The sequence below is a fragment of the Paenisporosarcina sp. TG-14 genome (genome assembly GCF_000297555.1).
GTDB lineage: Bacteria > Bacillota > Bacilli > Bacillales_A > Planococcaceae > Paenisporosarcina > Paenisporosarcina antarctica.
This window is the reverse complement of sequence record NZ_AMGD01000001.1, coordinates 1-23,325: the sequence shown is the minus strand read 5'-3', so window position 1 is coordinate 23,325 and position 23,325 is coordinate 1. Positions and strand designations below refer to the sequence as shown.

Below are 23,325 nucleotides of genomic sequence, written 5' to 3'. Positions count from 1 at the left end.
AAGGAATGAGAGGTATGGCCTATATTATTCGCAGAATCATTTTATTAATTGTTACTATGGCGTTAGTATCTCTTATAACTTTTGCTGTCTTTCAAGTAATGCCAGGCGATCCTATCCGCATAATGTTAGGTCCAGATGCTGATGAAGTACAAATAGAGACATTAACCAAGAAACTTGGTCTAGATCAACCTCTTCATACTCAATACTTTGATTGGGTGGGGGGATTATTAACAGGTGATTTAGGTCAATCCATTCGATTTTCAAAACCCGTGTCCGAACTGGTTATCGATCGATTGCCAGTTACTATTTCCTTAACTTTAATAACGCTTACTTTGGTCGTGTTAGTGGCTATTCCACTGGGGATTTTTGTAGCTAAAAGAAAAAACAAATTAAGTGATGTTGTTTTTTCTTCAGTTACCCAACTAGGGATGGCCATCCCTTCCTTTTGGTTAGGTATGTTATTAATCTTATATCTTGGCATGAATTTCAGTTTCTTCTCTGTTAGCGGCTATGTACCATGGACAACAAGTATAACAGGGGCTTTAGGGACATTATTACTACCCGCAATGACGATAGCAATACCTCAAATAGCTGTTAAATTTCGTTATGTAAGGAACGCTATTTTGGAACAGCTACAATTAGACTATGTTAGAACTGTTCGAAGTAAAGGAATTACAGAAAAGTTTGTTATGTATAAACATGTATTAAGGAATTCAATGATTCCCATATTAACAATTTTTGGTCTGATAACTGCTGAAGTTGTGGCAGGAACGATTATTGTTGAACAAGTATTTGCTTTACCAGGAATTGGTCAGTTACTAATCACATCGATTAGTTATCGCGATTTCCCCTTAGTACAAGGTATCGTCATTTACATTACTTTCGTGGTAGTTTTTATAAACTTCTTGGTAGACATTTTATATTCTATCCTCGATCCACGAATACGATTGTCATAAGGAGGTCCAAATGAAAACACTAATGAATTATGGGAAAAATATAAACTTAGTCGGTGGCCTCCTAATTTTATCGTCTTTCTTACTACTAATGGTTATAAGTTTTTTCTATACGCCTCATGATGTTAACGCTATGAATATATCTAATAAATTACAAAGTCCAAATGCGGTAAACTGGTTTGGAACAGATGAATTTGGAAGAGATATCTTTAGCAGAATCATGGAAGGTACACAAACAGCCTTTTTTGTTGGAACTTTAACTGTACTAATTGGAGTAACTTTTGGAACTTTAATTGGTGGAGTAGCCGGGTATGTTGGTGGATGGGTTGATGAGGTGTTCATGAGAATAATGGACGCACTAATGGCTTTTCCAGGTATTATATTAGCTTTAATGTTAGTCGCTGTATTTGGCCCAGGAATGCTTAACACTTCGATAGCTCTAGGTATAATAGCGATACCAAGCATATCTAGGATTGCACGAAGTGGTTTTATTCAACAAAGGGAATTTGAATACGTACTCTCAGCGAGGTTAATTGGAGTAAAGCCATTTATGATTATGTTTAAGCATATACTTCCTAATGTTTCGTCACCTCTTATTGTAGCTGGATCAATCAGTTTTGCGATTGCCATGTTGGCTGAGGCAGCACTTAGTTATTTAGGATTAGGTGTTCAACCACCAAGTCCTAGTTGGGGGCGCATGTTAAAAGATTCTCAATCTTATCTAACAAGTTCACCCTGGTATACATATGCACCAGGGATTGCTATAACATTTATGGTTTTAGGATTTTATATGTTAAGCAATGCAATAAGGGATATTATGGATCCTCGTTCATAGGTTTAATCTAAAATACTGATTTTCCATTTTAGTGGAAAATCGGTATTTTATTTATCGTGAATCGGCTGATGCGCCTTTATGGCAACTTCGAGTGCCCTAGTGGATGTGCAGCTTTATTGTTCGAGATATACTACGCTGCGCTCTTTTCAAGCCAGGATTTTACGTACTTGTATAATGGACAAATTAAGGGGCATTGGTGACTTACATAGGTACTGGAAAGTGAGTAAAACCCTTCATTCAAAGAACATGGAGTGATCCGTTAAAGTTACCTACGAGCCACCGAAATTCATCTTCGGCGGCTTCTTTTCAAGGCAGTAAGTGTCTATTCTCTAGTAAACCAAAATCAAAGATCTGTGCATGTGAAGTTTGAAGACGAGCGACGGACGCACATCCGCCGCAAGATTGCCTATCAGAAATGAAACTAGCGATGTGACAACGTCACATTGCTAGTTTCTTATTCTTAAGGTTATGATGCAGCGGTTGTGCAGTCCATAGCGAGCCGGAAACCTTTATATGTCCAGCTATAACTACGTATTATCAATGTTTCTGGTCATCCTGAGTTGGGTGGCACTATTTTCCCTAAAATGCACAGGTACCAAAAGGGGGAAAGGTGCCACCCAAAGAGCCGCAACATTTCTTCTTATTCAGACAGATGTTTTAATTTCTTCTTAAATCTATTCATCACCAAGAGATGGACTTTCGCCTGCGTGAATTGATAAATAAACCATGGCAAGGAAGGTACATATTCATGAATAGCCGCTAAGCACTCATTCGTTCCGGGGATATGCCTGAACTCTAGTCTGCCTCGATGAGTTCCTTTTGTAATGGCAAGTTTGCCGCCACTAATATAAAATAACGCGCGATCCGGTGTACTTCTTTCTTTGGAATAAGAAAGGACCATCATAGGTTCCTTACTCAATATGGTAGACAATGTACAATTATAATCTTCATCAATCTCCGCTTTAATAATAGGCTTTAGAAATTTTGATAACCATTCAACGTAGTATAAAGCAACCCAAATGGCATTTTTTCCTTCAGGTAAAATTAATCTTTGGACAGAGCGAACATTGTGTTCACGAGGTGCACGTAAATCCCTTGAACCCTTCGCATTTGCCTTTTTCTTTCGTTTTTCCTTCTTCTGATTGTCTTCAATCTCGATAGCAGAAACTGCCGCTTCTAAAAAAGGAGTTTGGCCGTAACTGATTCCTTCAACCATCCGTTCCGGCTGAGCCGTCATCGGATGAATGAGACTTTCTATAAGGGGATATACCATATTTTTAGGTGTATTTGTCGTTAAACTTACCCATAGTCTAGACAAGTTAGGTGTAATTAAAGGGATACTCAACACATGTAAATCTTTCCCTAACGACTTGGCTGTTCGCAACATCATCTCTTTGTAAGTCATCACTTCAGGACCACCTACATCAATGATTTTATTATAGACAGATTGGTTTCCAATGCACTGTTTCAGTGCGATTAATACATCATTTAATGCAATTGGATGCGTTAACGTATTTGTCCATTTCGGAAGGACCATCACAGGAAGTCGTCTGACTAGTTTAACTAGTATCGGGAATGAAGAACCTTGTGGACCCACAATTAATCCAGCACGTAATGTAGTTACAGGGACACCATAAGAACTAAGTACTTTTTCTACTTCTAATCGACTTCTTAAATGACGTGATAAATGTTCTGTTTCAGGAATAAGACCGCTTAAATAAACGATTTGTTTGATTCCATTTTTCTTCGCAGCTTGTGCAAAATTATCCGCTAATATTAAATCCATATCTTCAAAGTTACCTTGTGTTAATCGAGCAGAGGGCAGCATGGAATGCACGAGATAAACAGCATAATCAGCTCCGCGCAGACTTTCCTCTATTTCTACCATCGAAAACAAATCACATGAACGCCACGTTACTTTCTCACCGGGTTTCTGTTTAGATGAACTCCTAGATAGGGCTATTATAGAAGCATCGTTAACTAGCTCTTTAATTAAATTTCTTCCAATATACCCACTAGCTCCTGCTATGACAATCGTGGGTGATTGAACTTGATGATCCATTTTTTGAATTTCCCCCATCTAATTTTCACTCCTGTCTGAGAATATAAACGTTTAAACGACTTTAATTAATAAGTAAAACGACTAATTTCATAGGCCAGTCAATATGCGTTGGAACTCCATTTTCCACATAATGTCCAAATGATTCGCCATTGAAAAAGGGTTGTTATTTTTTTCTTCAATAAACTACCATAAGATAAAGTTAATCATACCACCACTTCTTGAAAATCTTTAAGCAGGGTGTGTTTTCCAGCAATAGTGGGACATTGGTATCCTAAACATGGTACGGGAAAGTGTGTGAAACTCATCTTTCAAGTAACGCAGAACGATTTTTTAAAGTTAGCTACAAGCCACCGAAATTGCATCTTCGGCGGCTTTCTTTCTGTGCAGTAAGTGTCGATTCCCTAGTAATTCAAAATCAATGACCTGTGCACGTGAAGGTTGAAGGCGAGCGAAGGACGCACATCCGCCGCAAGATTGCCTTAAAAAAAGAAGAATGTTGATGTGACAAGTCACATCAACATTCTTTTTACTCCCTAGGTTATGATGCAGCGGATTTGCAGTCCATAGCGATCCGGAAACCTTTAAATGTTCAGCTATAACTACGTTTTATCAATGTTTCTTGTCATCCTGAGCTGGGTGGCACTATTTTCCCTAAAATGCACAGGTACCAAAAGGGGAAAAGGTGCCACCCTTCTAAAAGCAGTGGGAATTGTTCTTTCCTCTGTTTTTTTACTATGTCTATTAACATGGTTCTATAATACATGTTGAGGAAAATACAGGATTTTAAATACCTATGTAATCCATAAATTTAGAGCCATTAATGTCTTAAATAAGTAAGGTAAAGTGTGTTAAAACCATCTTTCAAGTAACGCAGAACGATTTTTTAAAGTTAGCTACAAGCCACCGAAATTGCATCTTCGGCGGATTTCTTTCTGTGCAGTAAGTGTCGATTCCCTAGTAATTCAAAATCAATGACCTGTGCACGTGAAGGTTGAAGGCGAGCGAAGGACGCACATCCGCCGCAAGATTGCCTTAAAAAAAGAAGAATGTTGATGTGACAAGTCACATCAACATTCTTTTTACTCCCTAGGTTATGATGCAGCGGATTTGCAGTCCATAGCGAGCCGGAAACCTTTATATGTCCAGCTTGTATTATCAATATTTCGTGTCATCTTGAGTTGGGTGGCACTATTGTACTCAAAATGAGGTACCAAAAGCGGGAAAGGTGCCACCAACAGTATTCATTCTGCTCCCAATGTGCTGTACATCAAAAGGACAAGTTTCAATGGCTTTCCTATTTACATAATCTATGTGGAGGTGACGCTATGGCTAATATGACAATATTGCTTTTAATTTATGTAGATGTAGTGATAGCTCTAGGCTTGTATGCATACTTACGTAAAAAGAAAAAGTTAATTGGGTTCCAATTAGGGATGAATATTAGCATTGTGATGGGGGGAATGAGTGCCCTGCTATCAGGTGTATTACTTATTCAACAATATCCCTTCCATTTCACGTGGATTACCATTATCTCCGCGTTAACAGGGATGATGGCTGGAGCACTCTTTGGAATTTTATTTGATTACCAGACTTTTGTGACGGGGTTAACCAATGGAATGTTAGTTGGTGTTATGTCTCCTATGATCGGGACGGTTATTGATATGCCGTTCATTTTTAATTGTTTCATTCATGTATTTTTTGTATTCATTTTACTCACTATATTGACTTCAATTAAAAGGTCGTGATCAACGCCTTGCTACTCATTCTTCTTCTATGCTTCTGGAGCTTGATTGACGTAACAACGATTTACAGACTGTTTAAAAAGAAACAATTATTATTTGATGATCGATTTACCAAGACTATGTGCATGGCAATTGCGATGATTTCCTCATTTACATTTGCCTTGTATCTTGAACTAGTGCTTCCTCCTAACCAAACGCTGTTCCACCTTCTTCCTATCCTTGTTGGATCAGGTATTGGGTATAGATTCGGAGCAATAATCAAAGCCCCTGCGACACTAAATGGGATGTACAATGGCACGTGGGGAGGGGTTATGGGGATGATGTTTGGAGCTGTATTACAAAACCCCGCTCTATGTAACATTCCTATAGAGTCACAAGCAATGATTACCACGAATATATATAGCCTTACTGCTTTTATTGCTTGCCTCCATGCAGTCATCTGTCATTTCATTCGTTATTCGTTTAGGGCTTAAATTCAAAAAATGGATGGAAGGGATTTAAATGAAAGTATTTGTCAGTGCCCTATTAGTAGGTATTGGATTCATGGCAGTATCCTTCTTTTGGCCGCAATCAATTGATTTGCCGAAAATGGGCTCTGTGAAAGAATGGAGACTAGCTGACACTAGTGGAGAAGTGATTGACAATCTTGAAAAACCAAAACTAGTTACCTTCTTCTATACAAACTGCCCCGATATTTGTCCTACTACAACACTAGACTTAAAAGATTTACAGCAACTCATGAAAGAAAAAGGAGTATCGCAAGACCAGTATCTAATTATATCTATCACACTAGATCCTACCTTTGATACCAATGATAAAATCCAACAGTACAAAAATGCTTTTGACATTTCGGACACGAATTGGTTGTTTTTAAGAGGATCCGAAGAAGTGACAAAAGAATTCACTCACTACTTTAACTTTGCCTATGATATGAACCAAGATGGCTTTATTACTCATTCTACATCAATGTATGTAGTGGATCAGAATGACCAAATAAGAGCCCACCATACTATGGCTATAGGGGAAAATCGAGTAGATATTGAAGAAATTGCTGGTCATTTACTTCAGTTAATAGAACATGTCGCAGAATAAAAATACGTTAAAAACGAATGAAATGAAAGCCTATACCAAAATCTACTATTTTTCATAAATTAAGGGGGAGTACCTGTTTGGAGGAATTCAAAAATGCAAAGTGATTCAACGGATAATAATTCTACGTCTTTTTCATCACCAACGAGTGCAGTTTCTGCGGAAGAAACCAGGATTTTAACAGAATATATGAAGCAGAAAAATTTGTTCCAAATTACAAACCACGATGAATCTCGACGAAAACCACTTATACTAAAACAATTTTTTAAAATGAAACGCAATCAACAAGTGATTGTTTCTTCTGTTGTTGAAGATGATAAACACATAACCATAGAGGGGAAAGTAGCTTCTATTGGTAGAGATTTTGTCATGATAACGGATTTACAAAAAAGGACTTGGATTCCCTATACAGCTATTAATTCTGCAACCATCCCCTTCGGTTTTCCTACCTATTCTAACACCCACCAACATTTCATTTATGATAACCAATTACAACAAAAACTTGTTCTCCAGTTTGGAGAAACAGTTATAAAAAAAGAAGCACTTAAACAGCAATTTTTTGAAGAAACTTTACAAACAAATCTCAATTCATGGGGAGGTATGTGGGTCGAAGTGAAGACAGTTGACAACGTTGTCTACGGAAAAGTGTTAAAAACGACGAAACATGAGCTGGTTCTTACAGCTTTAAAGAAGGAAGTACTCATTTCGCTTCACGAAATTCGGAAAGTTTCTACACTAGGGTTTCTTCAACTATGGACAAATTTAGTTAAATCAATATTTAGTAAATAAAAGGAGGTTATATGATTAATGCAAACAGAAGACAACTTATTCATAGAGTTAAGTAAGCTAAAGGGAGAAGAGATACTGATTATTACACGATCCGTTCAATTAAACTTGTTGGGTCAGGTATTTCGTCCCATTTTCGCTGGAACCATTTCCGAAGTACATCAAGGGCATCTGACGTTGTCACCGGCCATTATTAAAATGGTGAATGCCCCGTTTTATATCTCGCCTTTTCCACTTAGTATTCCATTTGAGCAAATCGTATCTTACTCAATGGAGGTACCTAGTGACGAGGTGTTCCCATTATCTTAATGAAGGAGGCAAATGAAAATGAAGAAACTAAATACACATGTAACGATTAATGATCAAAGAGAAGAAGCCCTGATAAATTTTTTTAAACGAAATATAGGGAAAAGAGCATTTATACTTACTGAAGCCTTTCCCTTTATGTTTATCGGAACGATTAAAGGTATGGTAGGAGATTTAGTCGTACTTGATGTCGAAACAACGTCCGTCCCAGCTTTAGAAGGGAAAGTATGGAATGTACATCTCGATTCCATAGATGTATTTTATATTGAAACCCGCATTGGGGTAAAAATCCCTCATTTAAAAGAGACTGCGGCAGATGATGTTACATGATTAGAAAGTATCATGTAGTAGCTATTCCGATCAGAATCGTATTAAATACCTTTGGGGATTACAACCCGAATGGCATGATGTATGTATTAAAAGAAAATGAACAAAAAGTTAAAAATTTAGTGAAGAAAAACCCTTTCTCTCCTGTAGAGCTTGTTCGTCCGCTAGTCATCCGAGCAAATGAAGGCGATATAGTAGAAATTCTATTTGAAAATAAACTCGACTTTAATACAAGTATGCATTTTCAAGATGCCGAGTATGACGTACGCCAATCTGATGGAGCAAACGTTGGATTAAACGAAGACAGTACAGTTGCTCCGAGTGAATCTATTTTGTATCGTATTCATGCCATCAAGGAAGGAACGCTTCTTTTTACCGATTTAGGTAATCCCGCAAGCGGTGAAAAAGGATCAAATTCAAATGGGTTGTTAGGTTCGTTATTCGTGGAGAGACGATTTTCCTGGTGGACCGATCCTGAAACAGGAAAAACGATGAATAGTGGGGTATATGCAGATGTTCACCATCCATTGTTACCTTCATTTCGGGAATACGCATGGATCTTCCATGATGAAATGGAAGTAAATGATTTAACAGGAAATCGTCCTATCAATCATTTAACGAACCAGGAAGAGCAATCTTTTCACGGGATTAATTATCGGTATGATCCAGTGAATAGACGTGAACAGCTTATAGATGAAGGCGTAGTTTGCCCTAATTGTGAAGGGGAAGAAGTGCACCATGATTCATGGGTGTTTGGAGATCCATCTACGCCCATTCTACGCGGGTATGTTGGAGATCCAGCAAAAATCCGAGTGATTCACGGAGGGGTAAAAGAAACGCATGTCTTCCATTATCATGTTCATCAATGGTTAAGTGATAATCAAGATCTCAACTCAGAATTACTCGATTCGCAATCCATCAGTCCTCAGTCCCACTATTCAATTGAGCCGTTGTATGGTTTAGGAAGTTTGCATGGCTCATTTGGGGATGCCATTATTCACTGCCATCTTTATCCGCACTTTGCAGCGGGTATGTGGGGGATGAACCGTGTATTCAATACACTTCAGGATGGAAGTCAATGCTATCCGAATGGTTTTCCCATTAAAGCATTAAAGCCATTACCTGACCGGAAGGCTCCACCTATGCCAACGAAAGAAAAGCCAGGGTTTCCGAATTTCATTCCTGGTAAAGTTGGTTATAAGGCGCCGCGTCCACCGCTAGGAATAGTGGGGGGGAGAGGACTGACAGAATTAGAACGTAATGCTGCTATCGAAAATCCTAGACCTGGGGCAGTATTTACGGACCCTTGTCCTAAAGACTCCCCGATTAAGGTCTTTAACATTTCGGCAATACAACTCCCCATCCAGTACAACAAACAAGGGTGGCATGACCCCAAAGCGCGAATTTTTGTTCTAGATGAAGATTTAGAAGATGTTTGTTCAGGTAAGAAAGAACCAGAACCTCTCGTCATTCATGCTCCGGCACATACTTGTTATCATATTAACTTTACAAACAGATTGCCTCACATTTTAGATGGAGATGCATTCCAACTGGTAACTAGAACGTACGAGACTGGCTTTCATATCCACTTTGTGAAATTTGATGTTCTGGTTAACGATGGTGGAAATGTTGGGTGGAATTATGACTCTGGCGTATTACCCAATGAAACGATTCAATATGCCTATTACGCTGATGTTGAGTTGAAAGCATGGTTTTTTCATGATCATTTATTTGCATCAGCACACCAGCAGCATGGTGTGTTTGGGTCAGGGGTTGTTCATCCCCGTTTTTCAAGTTTTCTTGACTCGTCAACAGGAGAAGAAGTAGATCACGGTACTCAAATTACTGTCCACAATCCTCTAATTCCGAATTACCGAGATTTGGCTTTATTTGTTCAAGACTTTGCTTTGTTGTTTGATAAAAACGGTCAACCTCTTAATCCTCCAAAATTCCCAGGCTCTCAAGATGATCCCGGATTATTTGGAGTAAATTATAAAAATGAACCCCTACAATTTCGCTTGGGTGAGGATTGTGATCCAGCCTATTCATTCAGTTCCTATGTAAGTGGAGATCCTATTACACCAATACTGAAAGCGTATGAGGGAGATAGTATTCGTATTCGTCTTCTTCAAGGTGCTCAAGAAGAATCTCACAGTCTTATTATTCATGGACTACGTTGGCTAAGAGCACGGCGTAGTTTGAATTCTAAAATGGAAGAGCAACAACATGTTGGTATTTCTGAGTCCTTTACTCTAGAAACCTATATTCCAAGATCTGGAGACTACTTGTGGGCTTTTGAAACAGAAGAAGATTTATGGAACGGTCTTTGGGGGTTAATTCGAGCCTATGACGAAAAGGTGCCAGATTTAATCCCTTTAGAGGATCGTCCGACACCTTTAAAGCGATCCAAACCATTACCAGAGTGTACAGGAAAAAAACCACCGCAAGCGGCAGACCCTACAATAATTCCAGTTGGGAATGGACCGGTCCGTTACTTTGATGTTGTCGCTTTTCAAGTTCCCATTATGTATAACGACTATGGAGACTACGATGCGAATGGTATTGTATTCAGCCTTAAGGAAGATATGGAAGCCATTGTCGAAGGGACGAAAAGACCGGAACCCCTAGTTATTCGAGGGAATGTTGGAGACACTGTAGAAGTGACTTTAACCAGTCTATTAAAAAAAGAACTGTTTCCTTTTCGAGATGGCATTTACCCCTATCCGACTGTTAAACAGCAGGCCTGTTATCCACCTTCTCTTCGAATCTCACTGCACCCCCAATTAATTCAATATGACGTGAAAACCTCAGCGGGTGAAACTGTTGGATTCAATGGCGATCAAACTGTTGGACCAGGGGAAAGTAGAACGTATCGATGGGAGGTAGATGCTCAAGTAGGATCTTGTGGAATGTGGGATATGGCGGATATTCGTAACCACAAATCCCAAGGGGCATTCGGAGCGTTTATTGCTGAACCCCGTGGTACTAAATATTTGAATCCATATACACTACAACCAGTACGAACAGGCGCAAGCGTTATACTTCGAAATCCTTTTTTACCCGATATAAGAGAATTTGTCATGATTATGCATGACGGAGTGAGATTAATGGATAAAAACAATGACGTTATTATCGATCCCCTTGCCGGTGTCTTACTTCCTCCACCACATGAAGATGTGGAAGATGTTGACACGTATGACCAAGGCTCCCGTGGATTTAACTATCGAAGCGAACGGTTATTAAACCGGTTTCTAGAGCAGCCAGTGCTTCACGACTTATTCAGTTCACGTGTTTTTAAAGATCCTGCTACCACATTATTTGAAAGTTATGTAGGAGATCCGGTAACGATCAGATTAATTACGCCAGCAGAAAGACGTAGGACACATACGTTTCACCTTCACGGGCATCGGTGGCGTTTTGAAGAAATGAATATAAATTCCCGTACAGAATCATTTAGTGGACACAATATAGCTGGCTCTACTCAGAACCTAGAATTACTCGGTGGAGCGGGAGCTTATAAAGGATTCCCGGGTGATTATATGTATCGATCTGGCAATATCATGTGGGATATCGAGCAAGGAATGTGGGGGATTATGAGAGTATACAGTGAGATTAATAAACTCTTACCCCCATTAGAAAAATAGTAAATTAGGGAGAGAAGAGAGTTTTCTTCTCTCTTTCTACATATACTATCAATAAAGGAGGTGAGAAAAGTGAAAATAGAAAATAGACGTAACGATACAAGTAGAGTAGGAGACCATATGCTAATAAATGATTTTTGTATTCCAAAAGCGTGTTGCCCTGACCGATTTCCTTCTCCAAAACTTCCTTCCCCGACCGACTGCCTTCCGCCCAATGAGTTAGAAAAAGTTCTTGAGGAAATTGAAGCTGCCAATGAACTACTATTGGATTTAGCATTAGATAGTGATCGATCGATAAATGAAACCTATCAAAAAGTTTTCGATGGATTAATTGGTATACGAGTTGAAATCACAAATGGTTTAGGGGAAACTGTCGAAGGAAAAGTCACTCTATCTGGATTTGATTTTGTGAGTCTTGAGGAAGAAGAATCTAGATGGCTTTACCCCTATAGTCAAATAGAAACCATTAAGCCTTATGGTCGGTTTGCAGAACCTTTCCATGAACCAGAACTAAGTCTAATAGACCCTTGCTTTCGAAGAGATTTAACGTTTCATTTCGGTGATGTCGTTTCCTCCTCGCCAGAGTTACTTCATTTATTTTTCAGAATTTCCTTAGATGTTTATTTGCTACTTTATGTAGAAAAACACGTACAAGTCAAGACGGATGAGTCAACAATTGAAGGAATTCTAGCAGATGTATATAAAGACTCTATTGCATTGGACCAACAAGGAGAAACAACTAGTATTCAAAGGGAAAAGATTTCTCTCATTACATTTAATAAAGAGTAGAATCAAAAACAGGGTTGTTCGAAAAGTCGTTTGAAATGACTTTTCGAACAGCCCTCTATTCATTTTAAAAGGTTCTGAAAACAACTGTTGATTTCCGTTTCAAGTGGACGATTTCCGCGGTCCATGAGCCTCCTGAGTCTAACCTGGACACGTTTATCCCGCTGGAGTTGCCACTTTCATTACAACCTCTAATGCTTTATTTTCGATTTGTAAACATAAAACAGGTTCTAATAAAAAGGACTTATTTAGCCCTGTTTTTGGCTTTTATAGAAGATTTTCGTTTTCACTAGGAGTAGAACCACATTTAAATTCTACAGTCATTATCTTATTGATTGGAATAATACAAGAGTCGCCTTTTTTATGATCTCTTTTTTCCGGTTCATCGAGTGTTTCACTTTCAGTTTGATCCGTGTCTTCGGTAGGTGCGTGGTTTTGTTCTATCAATAATTCAATGAAGTTAGACCCGATAAAGGCAATGGTTCCGATTATCTTTACCTCGTTATCTAGAACGATAGCTACTTGATGCCCTAATAGTTGACGAAGGCGATAATTAAGGCCGTCTGTTAATCCAGCCAAGTTAATTTGAAAATCTTTATTACATAAATCTCTACGACAACATGAATGACATCGGTTATGGCATCGATTACGGTGACTATCGCATCGGGATGTGCTGTTACAACAACATTCGCTCGAACATCCACATGTACAATTACGCTCTCTAGACTTTAGGCAATTACAGTCGGCTTTGTATGTTTCTTTCATAAACATCCTCCTTTCTATTTTACTAATATATGAGGTTATAACTTTGATGGATGATTGATAGACCCATTGTAGGAATAGAGAAACTCAAGATGTGTAGATATTGATGGCTTAGTCCCCACATGATCTTAACTGCAACGGCACTGAAAAAGTTAATTTATAATTTCTTAGCATGGGTAGGTGATTTCCGTTGCAGGCGGACGCGTTCCGCGGGGCGAGCGTCGAGCCTCCTCGTCCGCTTGCGCTACCTGCGGGGTCTCGTCTGTCTCGCTTTTCCCGCCGGAGTCGCCGCCTTCCACTTCAATCACTTGTATATATACCAAAGATAAACCTACTATTTTGATATTGATACATGTAAAATCTGTCCGTTTCGTAAAGGGTGTTATACAGAAGGGGCGAAAAGTAAGAACTATTCTGTGACCATAAATCGACAGAACATAAAGATCAAGAAGAGTAGTGAGGAATTTAAAGGGAAAGCGAAATTCCGCTATAAAATCGAAGTAAAAAATAGTGAATTGAAAGAAAGACACAGGTATGATGTAGTATCATATGCAGGTTTATTTGGTTTGCAGATGCAAGGAGCAATGGCCATAGAATTATGACCTTACTGAAGGAAGCAAAGTAAGTAATACGTAACGTAAATCGGGTACCTGTGTGAAAAAAATTTAGAATGCAATTGCATGAAGAATTCTATAAAATCTATAGGTAATGGGTTTCTTAAAAGTAATTTTGAATAGATGATCAATTTTGTAAATAGTCATAATTTAAGTGGTGCCACGACAAATATATTGAGAAATTTTGATAAACAATTTTGAAGTGTATTATTTTATTTAATAAATATCACCAGATACAATCATGAATAGTATCTAAATTCACAATGGGTGGGCACCTTTAGATGCTGAGCTGAATATATGCTGTTCGAGACTTATAGGTAATCCAAGATCAGCTAAATTAAGTCTACTAAAAGATAAGCGTCAAATAATTTTTCATATGATGCAACACTCGCTATCCTCGTTAAAGAAAGTTCAAAACCGAAGTGATAAATAGGTGAAACGGCTAGACGATTTGAAACATTTTTGTTTGAGATATTCTATGCTGCGCTCACTTCAAGCTAGGATTTTTCATACCTGTGTAAGACACAAATTGAGCGGCATTGGTGTCTTACATAGGTTCGGGAAAGTGAGTGAAACCCATCTTTCAAAGAACGCAGAATGATTCTTTAAAGTTAGCTACGAGCGGCCGGAATTTCATCTTTGGCAGCTTTTTTTCTAGGCAGTAAGTGTCCATTCTCTAATAACCCAAAATCAATGACCTGTGCACGTGAAGGTTGAAGGCGAGCGACGGACGCACACCCGCCGCAAGATTGCCTATCAGAAAGAAGAATCGTGATGTGACAAGGTCACATCACGATTCTTTTTACTCTCTAGGTTATGATGCAGTGGGTTTGCCGTTTATAGCGAGCCGGAAAGCATAGTCGATGCAGTGTTAGACTTCGTCACTCTCACTGCGCTCGTTTTCATGGCCATATTCGCAGTAAACCTCAAACGAATTATGACCTTACTGAAGGAAGCAGAGTAAGTAGTACGAAAGAAAAAGGCAACATTTCGTTCAAAATCGAACGAAATGTTGCCTTTTTCAATTTAAACACACTTACAAACTTTAAAAACGTAGGTTTTTCAGTGGCCTCAATCTGATATGAGTCAGAATTGGAGGTGTCTTCTGTTACTCCACCTAAAGCAGAGCTTATTTTCTCCTTAACTATCCTAGGAAACAGATCTATTTTTTTCTTTAATAGCAGTATACAATGTTTCTGCCTTAGTAAAAGCCCACTGAAGTGCCAAACCCTGAATCGCAATCCCGATAATGGATATGCCGGTTAAAGTCCAGATTGATATGGGGTCTTTAATTACAAATACTCCATGACCAAAAAAGAATAAATAACCAGATAAAACGAACAATGCGTCGTAATAAGTTTGGACAGAATTTTCTAGGAACCAAATAACCCAGGTCTCCGCAACCAATATAACGAGCAGTATGGATACTATTAAACTCACGGATTGGAAAGAAAGTTTTTTTACATATGGTGAAATATAATACTTTGTTATCGTTTTTATCCTAAAGAAATATAGTATCCGTACAATTCTGGCTGCCTGAAAGAATTGATCAAATGGAATGATGGCAATTACAAGAAAGGGATTTTTCTTTACAAAGTTCCACTTTTCCTTTGACGTTAGTAGACGAATGAAAAAGTCGATAAAAAAGACGCCCCATACTATCCAATTTATGGTCGAGTTATAAGTGTCTTCGGTCCAAAGGGTAACAAGGGTCAGCATAACAAGTAAAATCATTATGACCTCATATACTATTTTCATTAATTGTTGCATAATAAATCCCTCACATCTTACTCTAGTATATAAGAAAAGCAATAGAAGTGACCACCAAGTAGAAATTATCTCTTATTATTTTGAAATCAATTGTTACCTATACTAGTAAATTAATTGAAGGCATTTAAAATCAAATTGTGTACCTATTATGAATATTTCCTTCTGGATCGCACGTATTTGGATGCTAGAGATACACGGATAGGGAAAATGGGAATAGAAAGAAACGATGTATTTACCTATCAGTATGACTTGGGAGAAGATTGGCAGCACATGATAGAAGTGCACCACAGTTATCGATCGTTTGGTGGTCCAGTAAACAAGCCTATCCATCTGAGGATGTAGGAGGACCATCAGGATATAGCAGATACTTAGTCGAGCTAGCGGATCCGAACAGTGAGGACCATGCACAATCTTTAGGGTAGAGAGGTCCGTTTGATGCGAATGAGGTAAAGTCGATCGGACAAAAAGCTGAAAGAGAGGAGGGAAGTGCATGCATTGTCACTTCGAGCGTTTCTGGTTCGTTTAGAATTCGCTTCCCAGGGATAAAAACAATATAATTCAGTGTGTCGGTAATCGGGGATGAGATATTGGACCGCTATCCGTTAAAATGGAATGTAGCAGCCGGACACTTAGGTTAAGGAGTATATTTAATATATAAGGATCAGGGAGTAAGGAAAATAAAGGATTTAAATAAGAAATAAATCTCATGATAAAAGCAAAAAGAAAATCAGCGTTGGACCTTCCCTTTGCTCAGAAAAAATTACACAGAGATAATCTCTTCTCTATATATATCCAATTTGATTCACGCCAATAACACCTCTTCTTAGTACTGTTATCCCAATAGACTCATATGTAAATGAATTAAAATTAAAAGTGTCGACTTCAAAAGTAATGGGTTCAAATGATTCAATTTGAAATTTTTCATATTCAAATATGGATAAGCCGATTTCCTCTAATAACTCTTGTGAAAGCTGATAATCTTGATCCACAATTCCAAACATAGTGAATCCAGAATCAATACAAAATGAAATATAAGCTTTATACGAAGTGGAATAAGCGAAAGAACCAATTGTTGATCCAATAAAACTTCCTAACATAAAACCGAATACTGGGATTGTAATAAGACCCTGAGTAATGCCCCCTAAGATTAAAGAACATGCAGATACATACATGCTTCTTACCAAGTTATCAATAAGTTCTCCTTTTGTCATTCTGCCATTGGCTACAAAAAAAGAATTCTTAATTACATCTAATACTATTACTGTTACTACTCCGATTACTGCGGGATTTACAGTCTTTAGTGCTTCGCCCCATAATCCAGCTTTACAGGTAGTTGTTACTGCGGCAGCTATTGTTCCACGAATAAATCCTTCAGCACCACCTTCTAAAGCGGCAAATCCTAGTTTTTGAAACTGTTTTTCATCAAGTTCACCAGTCTTAATTAAGTTATCGATAGCTTTTAATATTACTGGGGCAGTCTTTAAGACAAGTGATATTGAAGCTGCAGTAAGACCCGCTTTAAAGGCTTCTTCCATTATATATTTGAATTTTACGAGTTCTTCTGTTGTAAGACTATGTTTACTAGCATCAAATTCGCCTTTTTTAGCTAACTCTGCAAGTGATTCTGATTCTTTTCTAGAAAGGGGGACCGATTTAGTTCTTTCCGATGTTTCTATTTTATCTTTCAAAAGCTCTAACGTATCTTCATATCGATGAACTTGTTCAGGTCTATTAATGCTCTCTTTATCAATTTTTCTTTCAAGCCAATTAATGGCATCTTGCATTTGATCCTTTGGAATGACTCTTACTTGTCCAGCATAAACAGGGTCATTTAGAAGTTGTATGTCATCATATCCTCGTTGTTTCATGAACTCATCTAATGACTGAAAAGATTTGTCGGCATTTATTGCCTTTACTTTATATTGAGTATATCGCTCAAATATGCTTTCAGCTTGTGCTTTGGCGCTACTTACCCCTGTATTATACGACTTCAAACCATATTCAATTCCGTTACTATCGATAACATCAGCTGAAGCGAAATTATTACTTCTAGCCACTGATGTTCGGATCGACTCTCCTTTTAGAGCAGCATCAATATTATGCGTACCTGAATGCCAAAATTCGGCGACATCACCTTGTAATACCGATGACTGCGTTTGAATACCTTGGAAGCCGTTGATGTCTGACTGGATTTTTTCAATCTCTCTATTAATAGAAGAAACGTATTCATTACCAGCATTTCCAGCAGTAGCACCTGTAAAAGCAGAGGTATGCTTATCGTAGAAATCATATCCTTTTATAAAAGAATTCATCTATTAATCCTCCAAAAAGGTATTTAAGGCAGTCATATAGAAGTGATAAACTGCCATATTGTATTGTTGTTTCATAATCTTTTTCTTAGCCTTCATATTTGAAATAATACCGAAAATAGTAATTGGATATATATAATTCAATAATAATACTATTTCTTTTATATTTGTTGGCTTCGTATTTAAATTATTGAGTTTGACTTTTTCTTCAAATTCCTTTTGTTGTTGTCTACAAAATTCATTGAAATTATCATACTCATCTTTTTTAAGTAATTTATCTTCGACATAAATTACAGCCTTGTGACCAAGCCAGCCATAATGTATCCCGTATTGATTCAATTTCTCTGTGATATTTGGAATGACTGATTTTGAAGACTTAGAAGTACCGATAAATATGATGTCTTGATCAGACGATATTTTCGCCTCATTATCAAGATAGTATTTCTCTTCCCAAACACTTGCAACAATAGAAGAATCTTTACTTCCAATAACCTCGTTTTCGGTATCGTCATTGGCGCTAATTAACTGGGAAAGCTGGTTTGCAAATACCTTCGTTTGGCTATCACATACTATAATTAATTTTTTCTTTTCTCCTTTAAACATTCTATTAACCCCCTGTTAAATTCAATGACTTAGTCTCTATTGGGAAACACAGGTTTCTCTTCTATTTCACCTTTAGTATCTCATCAAAGTCTGACCAATCAATTACTAGATTATCTTGACTAAAGTTAATTGTCGAAAAGTCATAAGACCACTGATTACTATAAAGCGATATGGAAGTCGGTGTACCCATTGCATCAATTACTTGTTGTTTTGTCGAATCAAGTGAAAAAGAATCACCTTTAGAATTACCTATAGTTACGTTCAGTTTTTTATCGAAATCTGTCCATGCAACTACTAAATCATTTTCATTAAAATCAATGGTTGAAAAGTCATAAGACCACTGATTGCTATAAAGTGATATAGAAGTAGGTGTACCCATTGCATTTAGGACTTGTTGTTTGGTTGAGTCCAAATTAAAAGTTGAGCCATTTACATTACCTAAACTTACATGTAACTTTTGATCAAAATCAGTCCAAGCTGTAACTAAATTTTGGTCATTAAATTCAATTGTTGAAAAATCATAGGACCATTGATTACTATAAGCTGAAATTGCTGTTGGTGTTCCCATAATATTTTCAACTTCTTCTTTAGTGGACCCCAGTGTAAAGAATTCATTGGAAGAACTCGAGTTATTTTTTACTGATTTGGATTCGTTTGTTTCAGGTGCCACCCAAGGTGAAGAAACATCATCATCACTATTACTCGATTTTTCTGGAGTTTCTTCTGGAATATCTTCAATTTCATCGATGCTATTAACTTCATTTTTACGAACTGTTTCCAAGGATGGTGTTCCTTGGGTTACCTTGGTTCCTGACGTCACTGGAGGAGTAATCGTGTTTTCAGGAATCGCTTCATGTAACACTTCAGAATAGTGAGTATTTGCTTCGTCATTAAAGGTATTAAAAGCTATAGAAGTTATTATTGAAATAATTAAAACAAAGCCCAATACATATAAAAAGGTAAAAGAGACTTTATCTTAATCCTATATTTATTATTAAACATAATTGGTTGTTTCATATGTGCATTATACTTCTCAAAAACTTTAGGTGAAGATAAAAAAACTGACTCAACACCTAACGAAGAGATAATGTTATTTACTTCTTCTAAAGTGAAAATTTTTTTAAAATTCCTTGAAAATTTTTTTGAAGACAACATTTTTTGAAACAAATTAGAGTTTAAATCATCTTTGAAATAATGATTCTTACAGAAATTATTCTTTTGTTGAGATGTCCATTCCAGAACTTCTGAACGACTTGAAAACTCTTCTAAAATTAGATTAGGAAATATTACAATGGATGAGATTGTTCGATAAATATCTTTTTGATTTAAATTAAATGATTGTAGAAACGAGTTTAACTCATTAATATAATTATCGGTTTGCTTTAAGGGATGCTTTTGTCCACTTTTTGTTAATATAGTTCCGTTTTTATTGAAGTTCTTTATGAATGAAGGTGACCAGTTTTTAACTTCGACAAAAAGAAAACCTAATTCCGGATCTATTATGAGGAAATCTGGTTTGTATTCAATAAAAATTGGATCCCAAATGACAGTTGAGCTAGCAGGGAGATTGTTTTCAAATGCGCTTAATACTTTTAATTCACCATCGTACCCTTTCTTCGTATTACCTATAGGAGAACCATTTAATAGATTTAATAATAATTGTTTCCTAAGAATCTTCGGCATTTTTTTCTCCATTCACTAAAATTGATATTAGGAATATTTTACTATAATTCAGCATAACTATCTCTAAAATTTTTCTTTTACTTCTAATAAATAGAAATTGCCTGGAAATGCACAGGTACCAAAAGGGGGGGAAAGTGCCACCCGCAGTCTGAAAAAGTAAACATGAGCAGGCTTTATCCTTACATCCTCAATCATGTTTATAATAGAAGGAAGAGAATGGTTGCTTTAGAAAGAGGTGCTTTTGTAGATGAAGGATTTTCAAGATTATGAACTGCTTGATGTTATGGGGGAATTATTTTCAGATGAAATTTCGATAGCTGTATCAGACGGTGAACACTATGTGTATTATCGTCCTAGCGTGAGAGTGGATTTGAAAATAAAGGCTGGTGATTTGGTGAAATCTGGTTCTCTTGCTCACATGGCGCTAACCTCTGGACAAAAGGTATCGGACTTCATCAACCGCGATGTGTTTGCGGTTCCATACCATGGCATGGCCGTTCCTTTCCACCGCGATGGACAAGTCGTAGGCAGTGTGACGGCCATTTATCCTTCGTTCACGGAAGGTAAGTCTGTCCTGATGGTGAAGACGCAAGACGGCTGGATTCCGGTGCCTTTTCCAGATGTGAAGTATTTGGAAGTGCGTGGGAAGAAAACGCATGTCGAAGCTAATGGAGTTTCGGGTACGCACCGCAATTCACTACAGACGTTTGAATTCATATTACCGCGAGAGTTGTTCGTTCGTTGTCATCGATCGTTTATTGTGAATGTCCACCATATCCGCGAAGTCTATCCAGACACGCATTCCACGCTCCTACTTTTGATGAATGACGGCACGAAAATTCCGGTGAGTCAATCGTACGCTAGCTATTTCCGGAAATTACTTGATTTCTAACGTCTGTTTCAGATAGGGATTTACCTGTTTCAGCGGGTAAATCCCTGTTTCCTTCCCTAAAACGCTATATCATGGCTTCGTTTGTTAGAATTATTAAAATAGTCATGAAATTGAATTGAGGTTGAGAACATGGAGACAAAACTGAAACGAATCAAGCATCCAGATTTAAAAGGACGCGTTGTTACGCCAGAAGAAGCAGCGTCTTGGATTACTGACGGTATGACACTCGGCTTAAGCGGATTCACGCGTGCGGGTGATGCGAAAGCGGTTCCATTTGCGCTCGTCAAGCGTGCCGAAACGGAGACATTTAAAGTAAACATATTTACGGGAGCCTCTCTCGGATCCGATATAGATACGGCCTTTGCAAAAGCAGGCATCGTAGGAAAAAGATTGCCATTCCAAGCAGATCCAGTCATGCGTGGAAAAATAAATGATGGAGACATGTTGTTTGTCGACCAACATTTGTCGCACACAGCGGAACTTATCCGTTCGGGAGTAATTGGTCCAATTGACTTCGCTATTTTGGAAGCGGTCTCAATTTCTGAAGATGGTTTTATTATCCCATCGACTTCAGTTGGAAACTCATCGATTTTTGCGAAACATGCGAAGAACATTATTGTTGAAATCAACATGGCACAGTCAGAAATGCTTGAGGGACTGCATGATATTTATGACCCGGGCAAGCAAGGTGAACGTAAACCAATACCGCTGATGAATCCGGACGATCGAATTGGCACAAAGGGAATTAAAATCGATCCTGCAAAAGTGAAAGGCATCGTGTTCACCAATCAGATGGACTCACCATCTACCATCATGGCTCCAGATGCTGAAACAAAGCAAATGGCAGACCATCTATTAGATTTCCTTCGTTCTGAAATCCGTACAGGGCGACTGACTGATAAGCTCGCACCGCTCCAGTCGGGCATAGGCTCAGTTGCAAATGCAGTACTACACGGCATGATTGATTCGGAATTTACGGATCTCGATGTCTACTCGGAAGTTTTACAGGATTCGGTTTTCGACTTGATTGACGCTGGAAAAGTGAAGTCGGCTTCTTGCTGTTCGATTACTTTATCAGAGGACAAGATGCATCAAGTGTTCAGTAACTTCGAGAAGTATCGTGACAAACTCGTCATGCGTCCTCAAGAGATTTCCAATCATCCCGAAATCATCCGTCGTCTTGGACTCATTTCTATTAACACAGCACTTGAGTTCGACATCTACGGAAATGTTAACTCAACGCATGTATCAGGTACGAAAATGATGAACGGCATAGGAGGCTCTGGCGACTTTGCCAGAAACGCACGCCTCGCAATTTTTGTCACGAAATCGATTGCAAAAGGTGGAAATATTTCAAGCATCGTTCCGTTTGTATCGCATGTTGACCATACCGAACATGATGTGGACATCGTTGTCACTGAGCAGGGCTACGCAGATTTACGCGGCTTGGCTCCACGCGAACGAGTACCGTTAATTATTGAAAACTGTGTCCATCCAATGTACCGAGCGCTGATGTGGGAATACTACGGGGAAGCTTTAACACGTGGCGGTCAAACTCCACATGTACTTGAAAAAGCATTCTCTTGGCATACGAACCTTAAGCAGCAAGGGACGATGTTACAGCAAGTTGAGCAGTTTGTTTAATTTCATTTAGTTGTAGAATTAATTGCAAGAAGATACCCCCATCCAATTTAGTATTGGATGGGGGTATCTTCGAGTATGTGTTTTTTATGTTTTATTCTATGACTGTTTCTATAATAAATGTTGGGGTACTCACACAATTCCTCGCATGAAAAATGCATGACATCATCCATATCTAATAAAATCACGTACCTATTATATTAAAGAAATAGATGTTCTGGATAAGAAGAAGTACTAATCACAGAACTTCCTATAGATGTCTTATACAGTAAGGAAGAGTGAGCACAACCCTTCTTTCAAAGAACGTAGAATGATTCTTGAAAGTTAGCTACGAGCGGCCTTATCTTCGGCGATACTTATTATAGAGTGTGGTACCAATCAAATCATCCAAAATTAATGAACTGTGCTCGTAAAGGTTGAAGGCGAGCGACGGAAGCACCCCCGCCGCAAGATTGCCTTTAAAAAAGAAGAATTGTGATGTGACAACGTCACATCACAATTCTTTAGTGTGCCCAGCATGGGCG

The 23,325-nt window shown here is 38.1% G+C and carries 21 protein-coding genes and 1 pseudogene; 14 read left to right on the top strand and 8 right to left on the bottom strand.

The genetic code is table 11. From position 1 onward, the window contains the following. The first annotated feature begins 14 nt into the window (after nucleotides 1–14). Nucleotides 15–956, top strand: coding sequence for an ABC transporter permease (locus C406_RS0100105; RefSeq protein ID WP_017378543.1), 942 nt, complete (start codon nucleotides 15–17; stop codon nucleotides 954–956). 10 nt (nucleotides 957–966) lie between these two features. After that, nucleotides 967–1,788: an ABC transporter permease gene (locus C406_RS0100100; RefSeq protein WP_017378542.1), complete on the top strand. Its 822-nt coding sequence runs from the start codon at nucleotides 967–969 to the stop codon at nucleotides 1,786–1,788. A 640-nt stretch (nucleotides 1,789–2,428) separates the two neighbouring features. Here the strand turns inward: C406_RS0100100 and C406_RS0100095 are convergent. Beyond that, nucleotides 2,429–3,868, bottom strand: a complete 1,440-nt coding sequence (locus C406_RS0100095) for an NAD(P)H-binding protein (protein WP_017378541.1) — start codon at nucleotides 3,866–3,868, stop codon at nucleotides 2,429–2,431. A 1,307-nt stretch (nucleotides 3,869–5,175) separates the two neighbouring features. Here C406_RS0100095 and C406_RS0100090 point away from each other — a divergent pair. From C406_RS0100090 to C406_RS0100055, 8 genes are all read left to right on the top strand, one after another. After that, nucleotides 5,176–5,595 (top strand): hypothetical protein, encoded by a 420-nt coding sequence (locus tag C406_RS0100090; RefSeq protein WP_017378540.1) that lies wholly within the window; start codon nucleotides 5,176–5,178, stop codon nucleotides 5,593–5,595. A gap of 41 nt (nucleotides 5,596–5,636) precedes the next feature. Next, nucleotides 5,637–6,065, top strand: coding sequence for a hypothetical protein (locus C406_RS0100085; RefSeq protein ID WP_237740483.1), 429 nt, complete (start codon nucleotides 5,637–5,639; stop codon nucleotides 6,063–6,065). A gap of 28 nt (nucleotides 6,066–6,093) precedes the next feature. Further along, nucleotides 6,094–6,684 carry an SCO family protein gene (locus C406_RS0100080; RefSeq protein WP_017378538.1) on the top strand — a complete coding sequence of 197 codons (591 nt, stop codon included), beginning with the start codon at nucleotides 6,094–6,096 and terminating at the stop codon, nucleotides 6,682–6,684. Between the two features lie 93 nt (nucleotides 6,685–6,777). Then, nucleotides 6,778–7,470 carry a hypothetical protein gene (locus C406_RS0100075; RefSeq protein WP_017378537.1) on the top strand — a complete coding sequence of 231 codons (693 nt, stop codon included), beginning with the start codon at nucleotides 6,778–6,780 and terminating at the stop codon, nucleotides 7,468–7,470. Between the two features lie 18 nt (nucleotides 7,471–7,488). Continuing rightward, nucleotides 7,489–7,776: a hypothetical protein gene (locus C406_RS0100070; RefSeq protein WP_017378536.1), complete on the top strand. Its 288-nt coding sequence runs from the start codon at nucleotides 7,489–7,491 to the stop codon at nucleotides 7,774–7,776. 18 nt (nucleotides 7,777–7,794) lie between these two features. Further along, nucleotides 7,795–8,103, top strand: a complete 309-nt coding sequence (locus C406_RS0100065) for a hypothetical protein (protein ID WP_017378535.1) — start codon at nucleotides 7,795–7,797, stop codon at nucleotides 8,101–8,103. Next, the gene (locus C406_RS0100060; protein ID WP_017378534.1) at nucleotides 8,100–11,744 is read left to right on the top strand and encodes a multicopper oxidase domain-containing protein; all 3,645 of its coding nucleotides are present in this window, start codon (nucleotides 8,100–8,102) and stop codon (nucleotides 11,742–11,744) included. The genes C406_RS0100065 and C406_RS0100060 overlap by 4 nt, the downstream gene beginning before the upstream one ends. A 69-nt stretch (nucleotides 11,745–11,813) precedes the next feature. Next, the gene (locus tag C406_RS0100055) at nucleotides 11,814–12,530 is read left to right on the top strand and encodes a hypothetical protein (protein ID WP_017378533.1); all 717 of its coding nucleotides are present in this window, start codon (nucleotides 11,814–11,816) and stop codon (nucleotides 12,528–12,530) included. Between the two features lie 264 nt (nucleotides 12,531–12,794). On the opposite strand, the gene C406_RS0100050 is transcribed toward C406_RS0100055, so the two are convergent. Together C406_RS0100050 and C406_RS20385 are read right to left on the bottom strand one after the other, a co-directional pair. Further along, a complete protein-coding gene (locus C406_RS0100050) occupies nucleotides 12,795–13,106 on the bottom strand; it encodes a hypothetical protein (RefSeq protein WP_017378532.1) in 312 nt (103 codons plus the stop codon). Beyond that, nucleotides 13,094–13,231 carry a hypothetical protein gene (locus C406_RS20385; protein ID WP_155966663.1) on the bottom strand — a complete coding sequence of 46 codons (138 nt, stop codon included), beginning with the start codon at nucleotides 13,229–13,231 and terminating at the stop codon, nucleotides 13,094–13,096. The genes C406_RS0100050 and C406_RS20385 overlap by 13 nt, the downstream gene beginning before the upstream one ends. A gap of 387 nt (nucleotides 13,232–13,618) precedes the next feature. Here C406_RS20385 and C406_RS19110 point away from each other — a divergent pair. Beyond that, nucleotides 13,619–13,891, top strand: a pseudogene (locus C406_RS19110) (transposase); the annotation flags it as partial. Nucleotides 13,892–15,052: 1,161 nt separating this feature from the next. Here C406_RS19110 and C406_RS19105 read toward each other — a convergent pair. Then, the gene (locus C406_RS19105; protein WP_017378531.1) at nucleotides 15,053–15,673 is read right to left on the bottom strand and encodes a hypothetical protein; all 621 of its coding nucleotides are present in this window, start codon (nucleotides 15,671–15,673) and stop codon (nucleotides 15,053–15,055) included. Nucleotides 15,674–15,933: 260 nt separating this feature from the next. On the opposite strand from C406_RS19105, the gene C406_RS20905 reads away from it, so the two are divergent. Beyond that, complete coding sequence (locus C406_RS20905; RefSeq protein WP_017378530.1) at nucleotides 15,934–16,095, top strand: hypothetical protein; 162 nt, start codon at nucleotides 15,934–15,936, stop codon at nucleotides 16,093–16,095. Between the two features lie 360 nt (nucleotides 16,096–16,455). Here C406_RS20905 and C406_RS0100030 read toward each other — a convergent pair whose 3' ends face one another. The 4 genes from C406_RS0100030 to C406_RS0100015 all read right to left on the bottom strand — a co-directional run bounded on the left by C406_RS0100030 (nucleotide 16,456) and on the right by C406_RS0100015 (nucleotide 20,280). Then, a complete protein-coding gene (locus tag C406_RS0100030; RefSeq protein ID WP_017378529.1) occupies nucleotides 16,456–17,985 on the bottom strand; it encodes a hypothetical protein in 1,530 nt (509 codons plus the stop codon). 3 nt (nucleotides 17,986–17,988) lie between these two features. Beyond that, entirely contained in the window at nucleotides 17,989–18,585 is a 597-nt protein-coding gene (locus C406_RS19100) for a hypothetical protein (RefSeq protein ID WP_017378528.1), read from the bottom strand. A gap of 61 nt (nucleotides 18,586–18,646) precedes the next feature. After that, nucleotides 18,647–19,531 carry a hypothetical protein gene (locus tag C406_RS0100020; RefSeq protein WP_017378527.1) on the bottom strand — a complete coding sequence of 295 codons (885 nt, stop codon included), beginning with the start codon at nucleotides 19,529–19,531 and terminating at the stop codon, nucleotides 18,647–18,649. After that, a complete protein-coding gene (locus C406_RS0100015) occupies nucleotides 19,516–20,280 on the bottom strand; it encodes a nuclease-related domain-containing protein (protein WP_081503704.1) in 765 nt (254 codons plus the stop codon). The genes C406_RS0100020 and C406_RS0100015 overlap by 16 nt, the downstream gene beginning before the upstream one ends. A 235-nt stretch (nucleotides 20,281–20,515) precedes the next feature. On the opposite strand from C406_RS0100015, the gene C406_RS0100010 reads away from it, so the two are divergent. After that, complete coding sequence (locus C406_RS0100010) at nucleotides 20,516–21,160, top strand: LytTR family transcriptional regulator DNA-binding domain-containing protein (protein WP_017378525.1); 645 nt, start codon at nucleotides 20,516–20,518, stop codon at nucleotides 21,158–21,160. A gap of 129 nt (nucleotides 21,161–21,289) precedes the next feature. Next, nucleotides 21,290–22,804, top strand: coding sequence for an acetyl-CoA hydrolase/transferase family protein (locus tag C406_RS0100005; protein ID WP_017378524.1), 1,515 nt, complete (start codon nucleotides 21,290–21,292; stop codon nucleotides 22,802–22,804). Nucleotides 22,805–23,325: the final 521 nt, after the last annotated feature.

Coding starts and splice junctions, on each gene's coding strand:
- C406_RS0100105 (WP_017378543.1), top strand. CDS start 15: ATGGCCTATATTATTCGCAGAATCATTTTATTAATTGTTACTATGGCG.
- C406_RS0100100 (WP_017378542.1), top strand. CDS start 967: ATGAAAACACTAATGAATTATGGGAAAAATATAAACTTAGTCGGTGGC.
- C406_RS0100095 (WP_017378541.1), bottom strand. CDS start 3,868: ATGGGGGAAATTCAAAAAATGGATCATCAAGTTCAATCACCCACGATT.
- C406_RS0100090 (WP_017378540.1), top strand. CDS start 5,176: ATGGCTAATATGACAATATTGCTTTTAATTTATGTAGATGTAGTGATA.
- C406_RS0100080 (WP_017378538.1), top strand. CDS start 6,094: ATGAAAGTATTTGTCAGTGCCCTATTAGTAGGTATTGGATTCATGGCA.
- C406_RS0100075 (WP_017378537.1), top strand. CDS start 6,778: ATGCAAAGTGATTCAACGGATAATAATTCTACGTCTTTTTCATCACCA.
- C406_RS0100070 (WP_017378536.1), top strand. CDS start 7,489: ATGCAAACAGAAGACAACTTATTCATAGAGTTAAGTAAGCTAAAGGGA.
- C406_RS0100065 (WP_017378535.1), top strand. CDS start 7,795: ATGAAGAAACTAAATACACATGTAACGATTAATGATCAAAGAGAAGAA.
- C406_RS0100060 (WP_017378534.1), top strand. CDS start 8,100: ATGATTAGAAAGTATCATGTAGTAGCTATTCCGATCAGAATCGTATTA.
- C406_RS19105 (WP_017378531.1), bottom strand. CDS start 15,673: ATGCAACAATTAATGAAAATAGTATATGAGGTCATAATGATTTTACTT.
- C406_RS0100030 (WP_017378529.1), bottom strand. CDS start 17,985: ATGAATTCTTTTATAAAAGGATATGATTTCTACGATAAGCATACCTCT.
- C406_RS19100 (WP_017378528.1), bottom strand. CDS start 18,585: ATGTTTAAAGGAGAAAAGAAAAAATTAATTATAGTATGTGATAGCCAA.
- C406_RS0100015 (WP_081503704.1), bottom strand. CDS start 20,280: ATGGAGAAAAAAATGCCGAAGATTCTTAGGAAACAATTATTATTAAAT.
- C406_RS0100010 (WP_017378525.1), top strand. CDS start 20,516: ATGAAGGATTTTCAAGATTATGAACTGCTTGATGTTATGGGGGAATTA.
- C406_RS0100005 (WP_017378524.1), top strand. CDS start 21,290: ATGGAGACAAAACTGAAACGAATCAAGCATCCAGATTTAAAAGGACGC.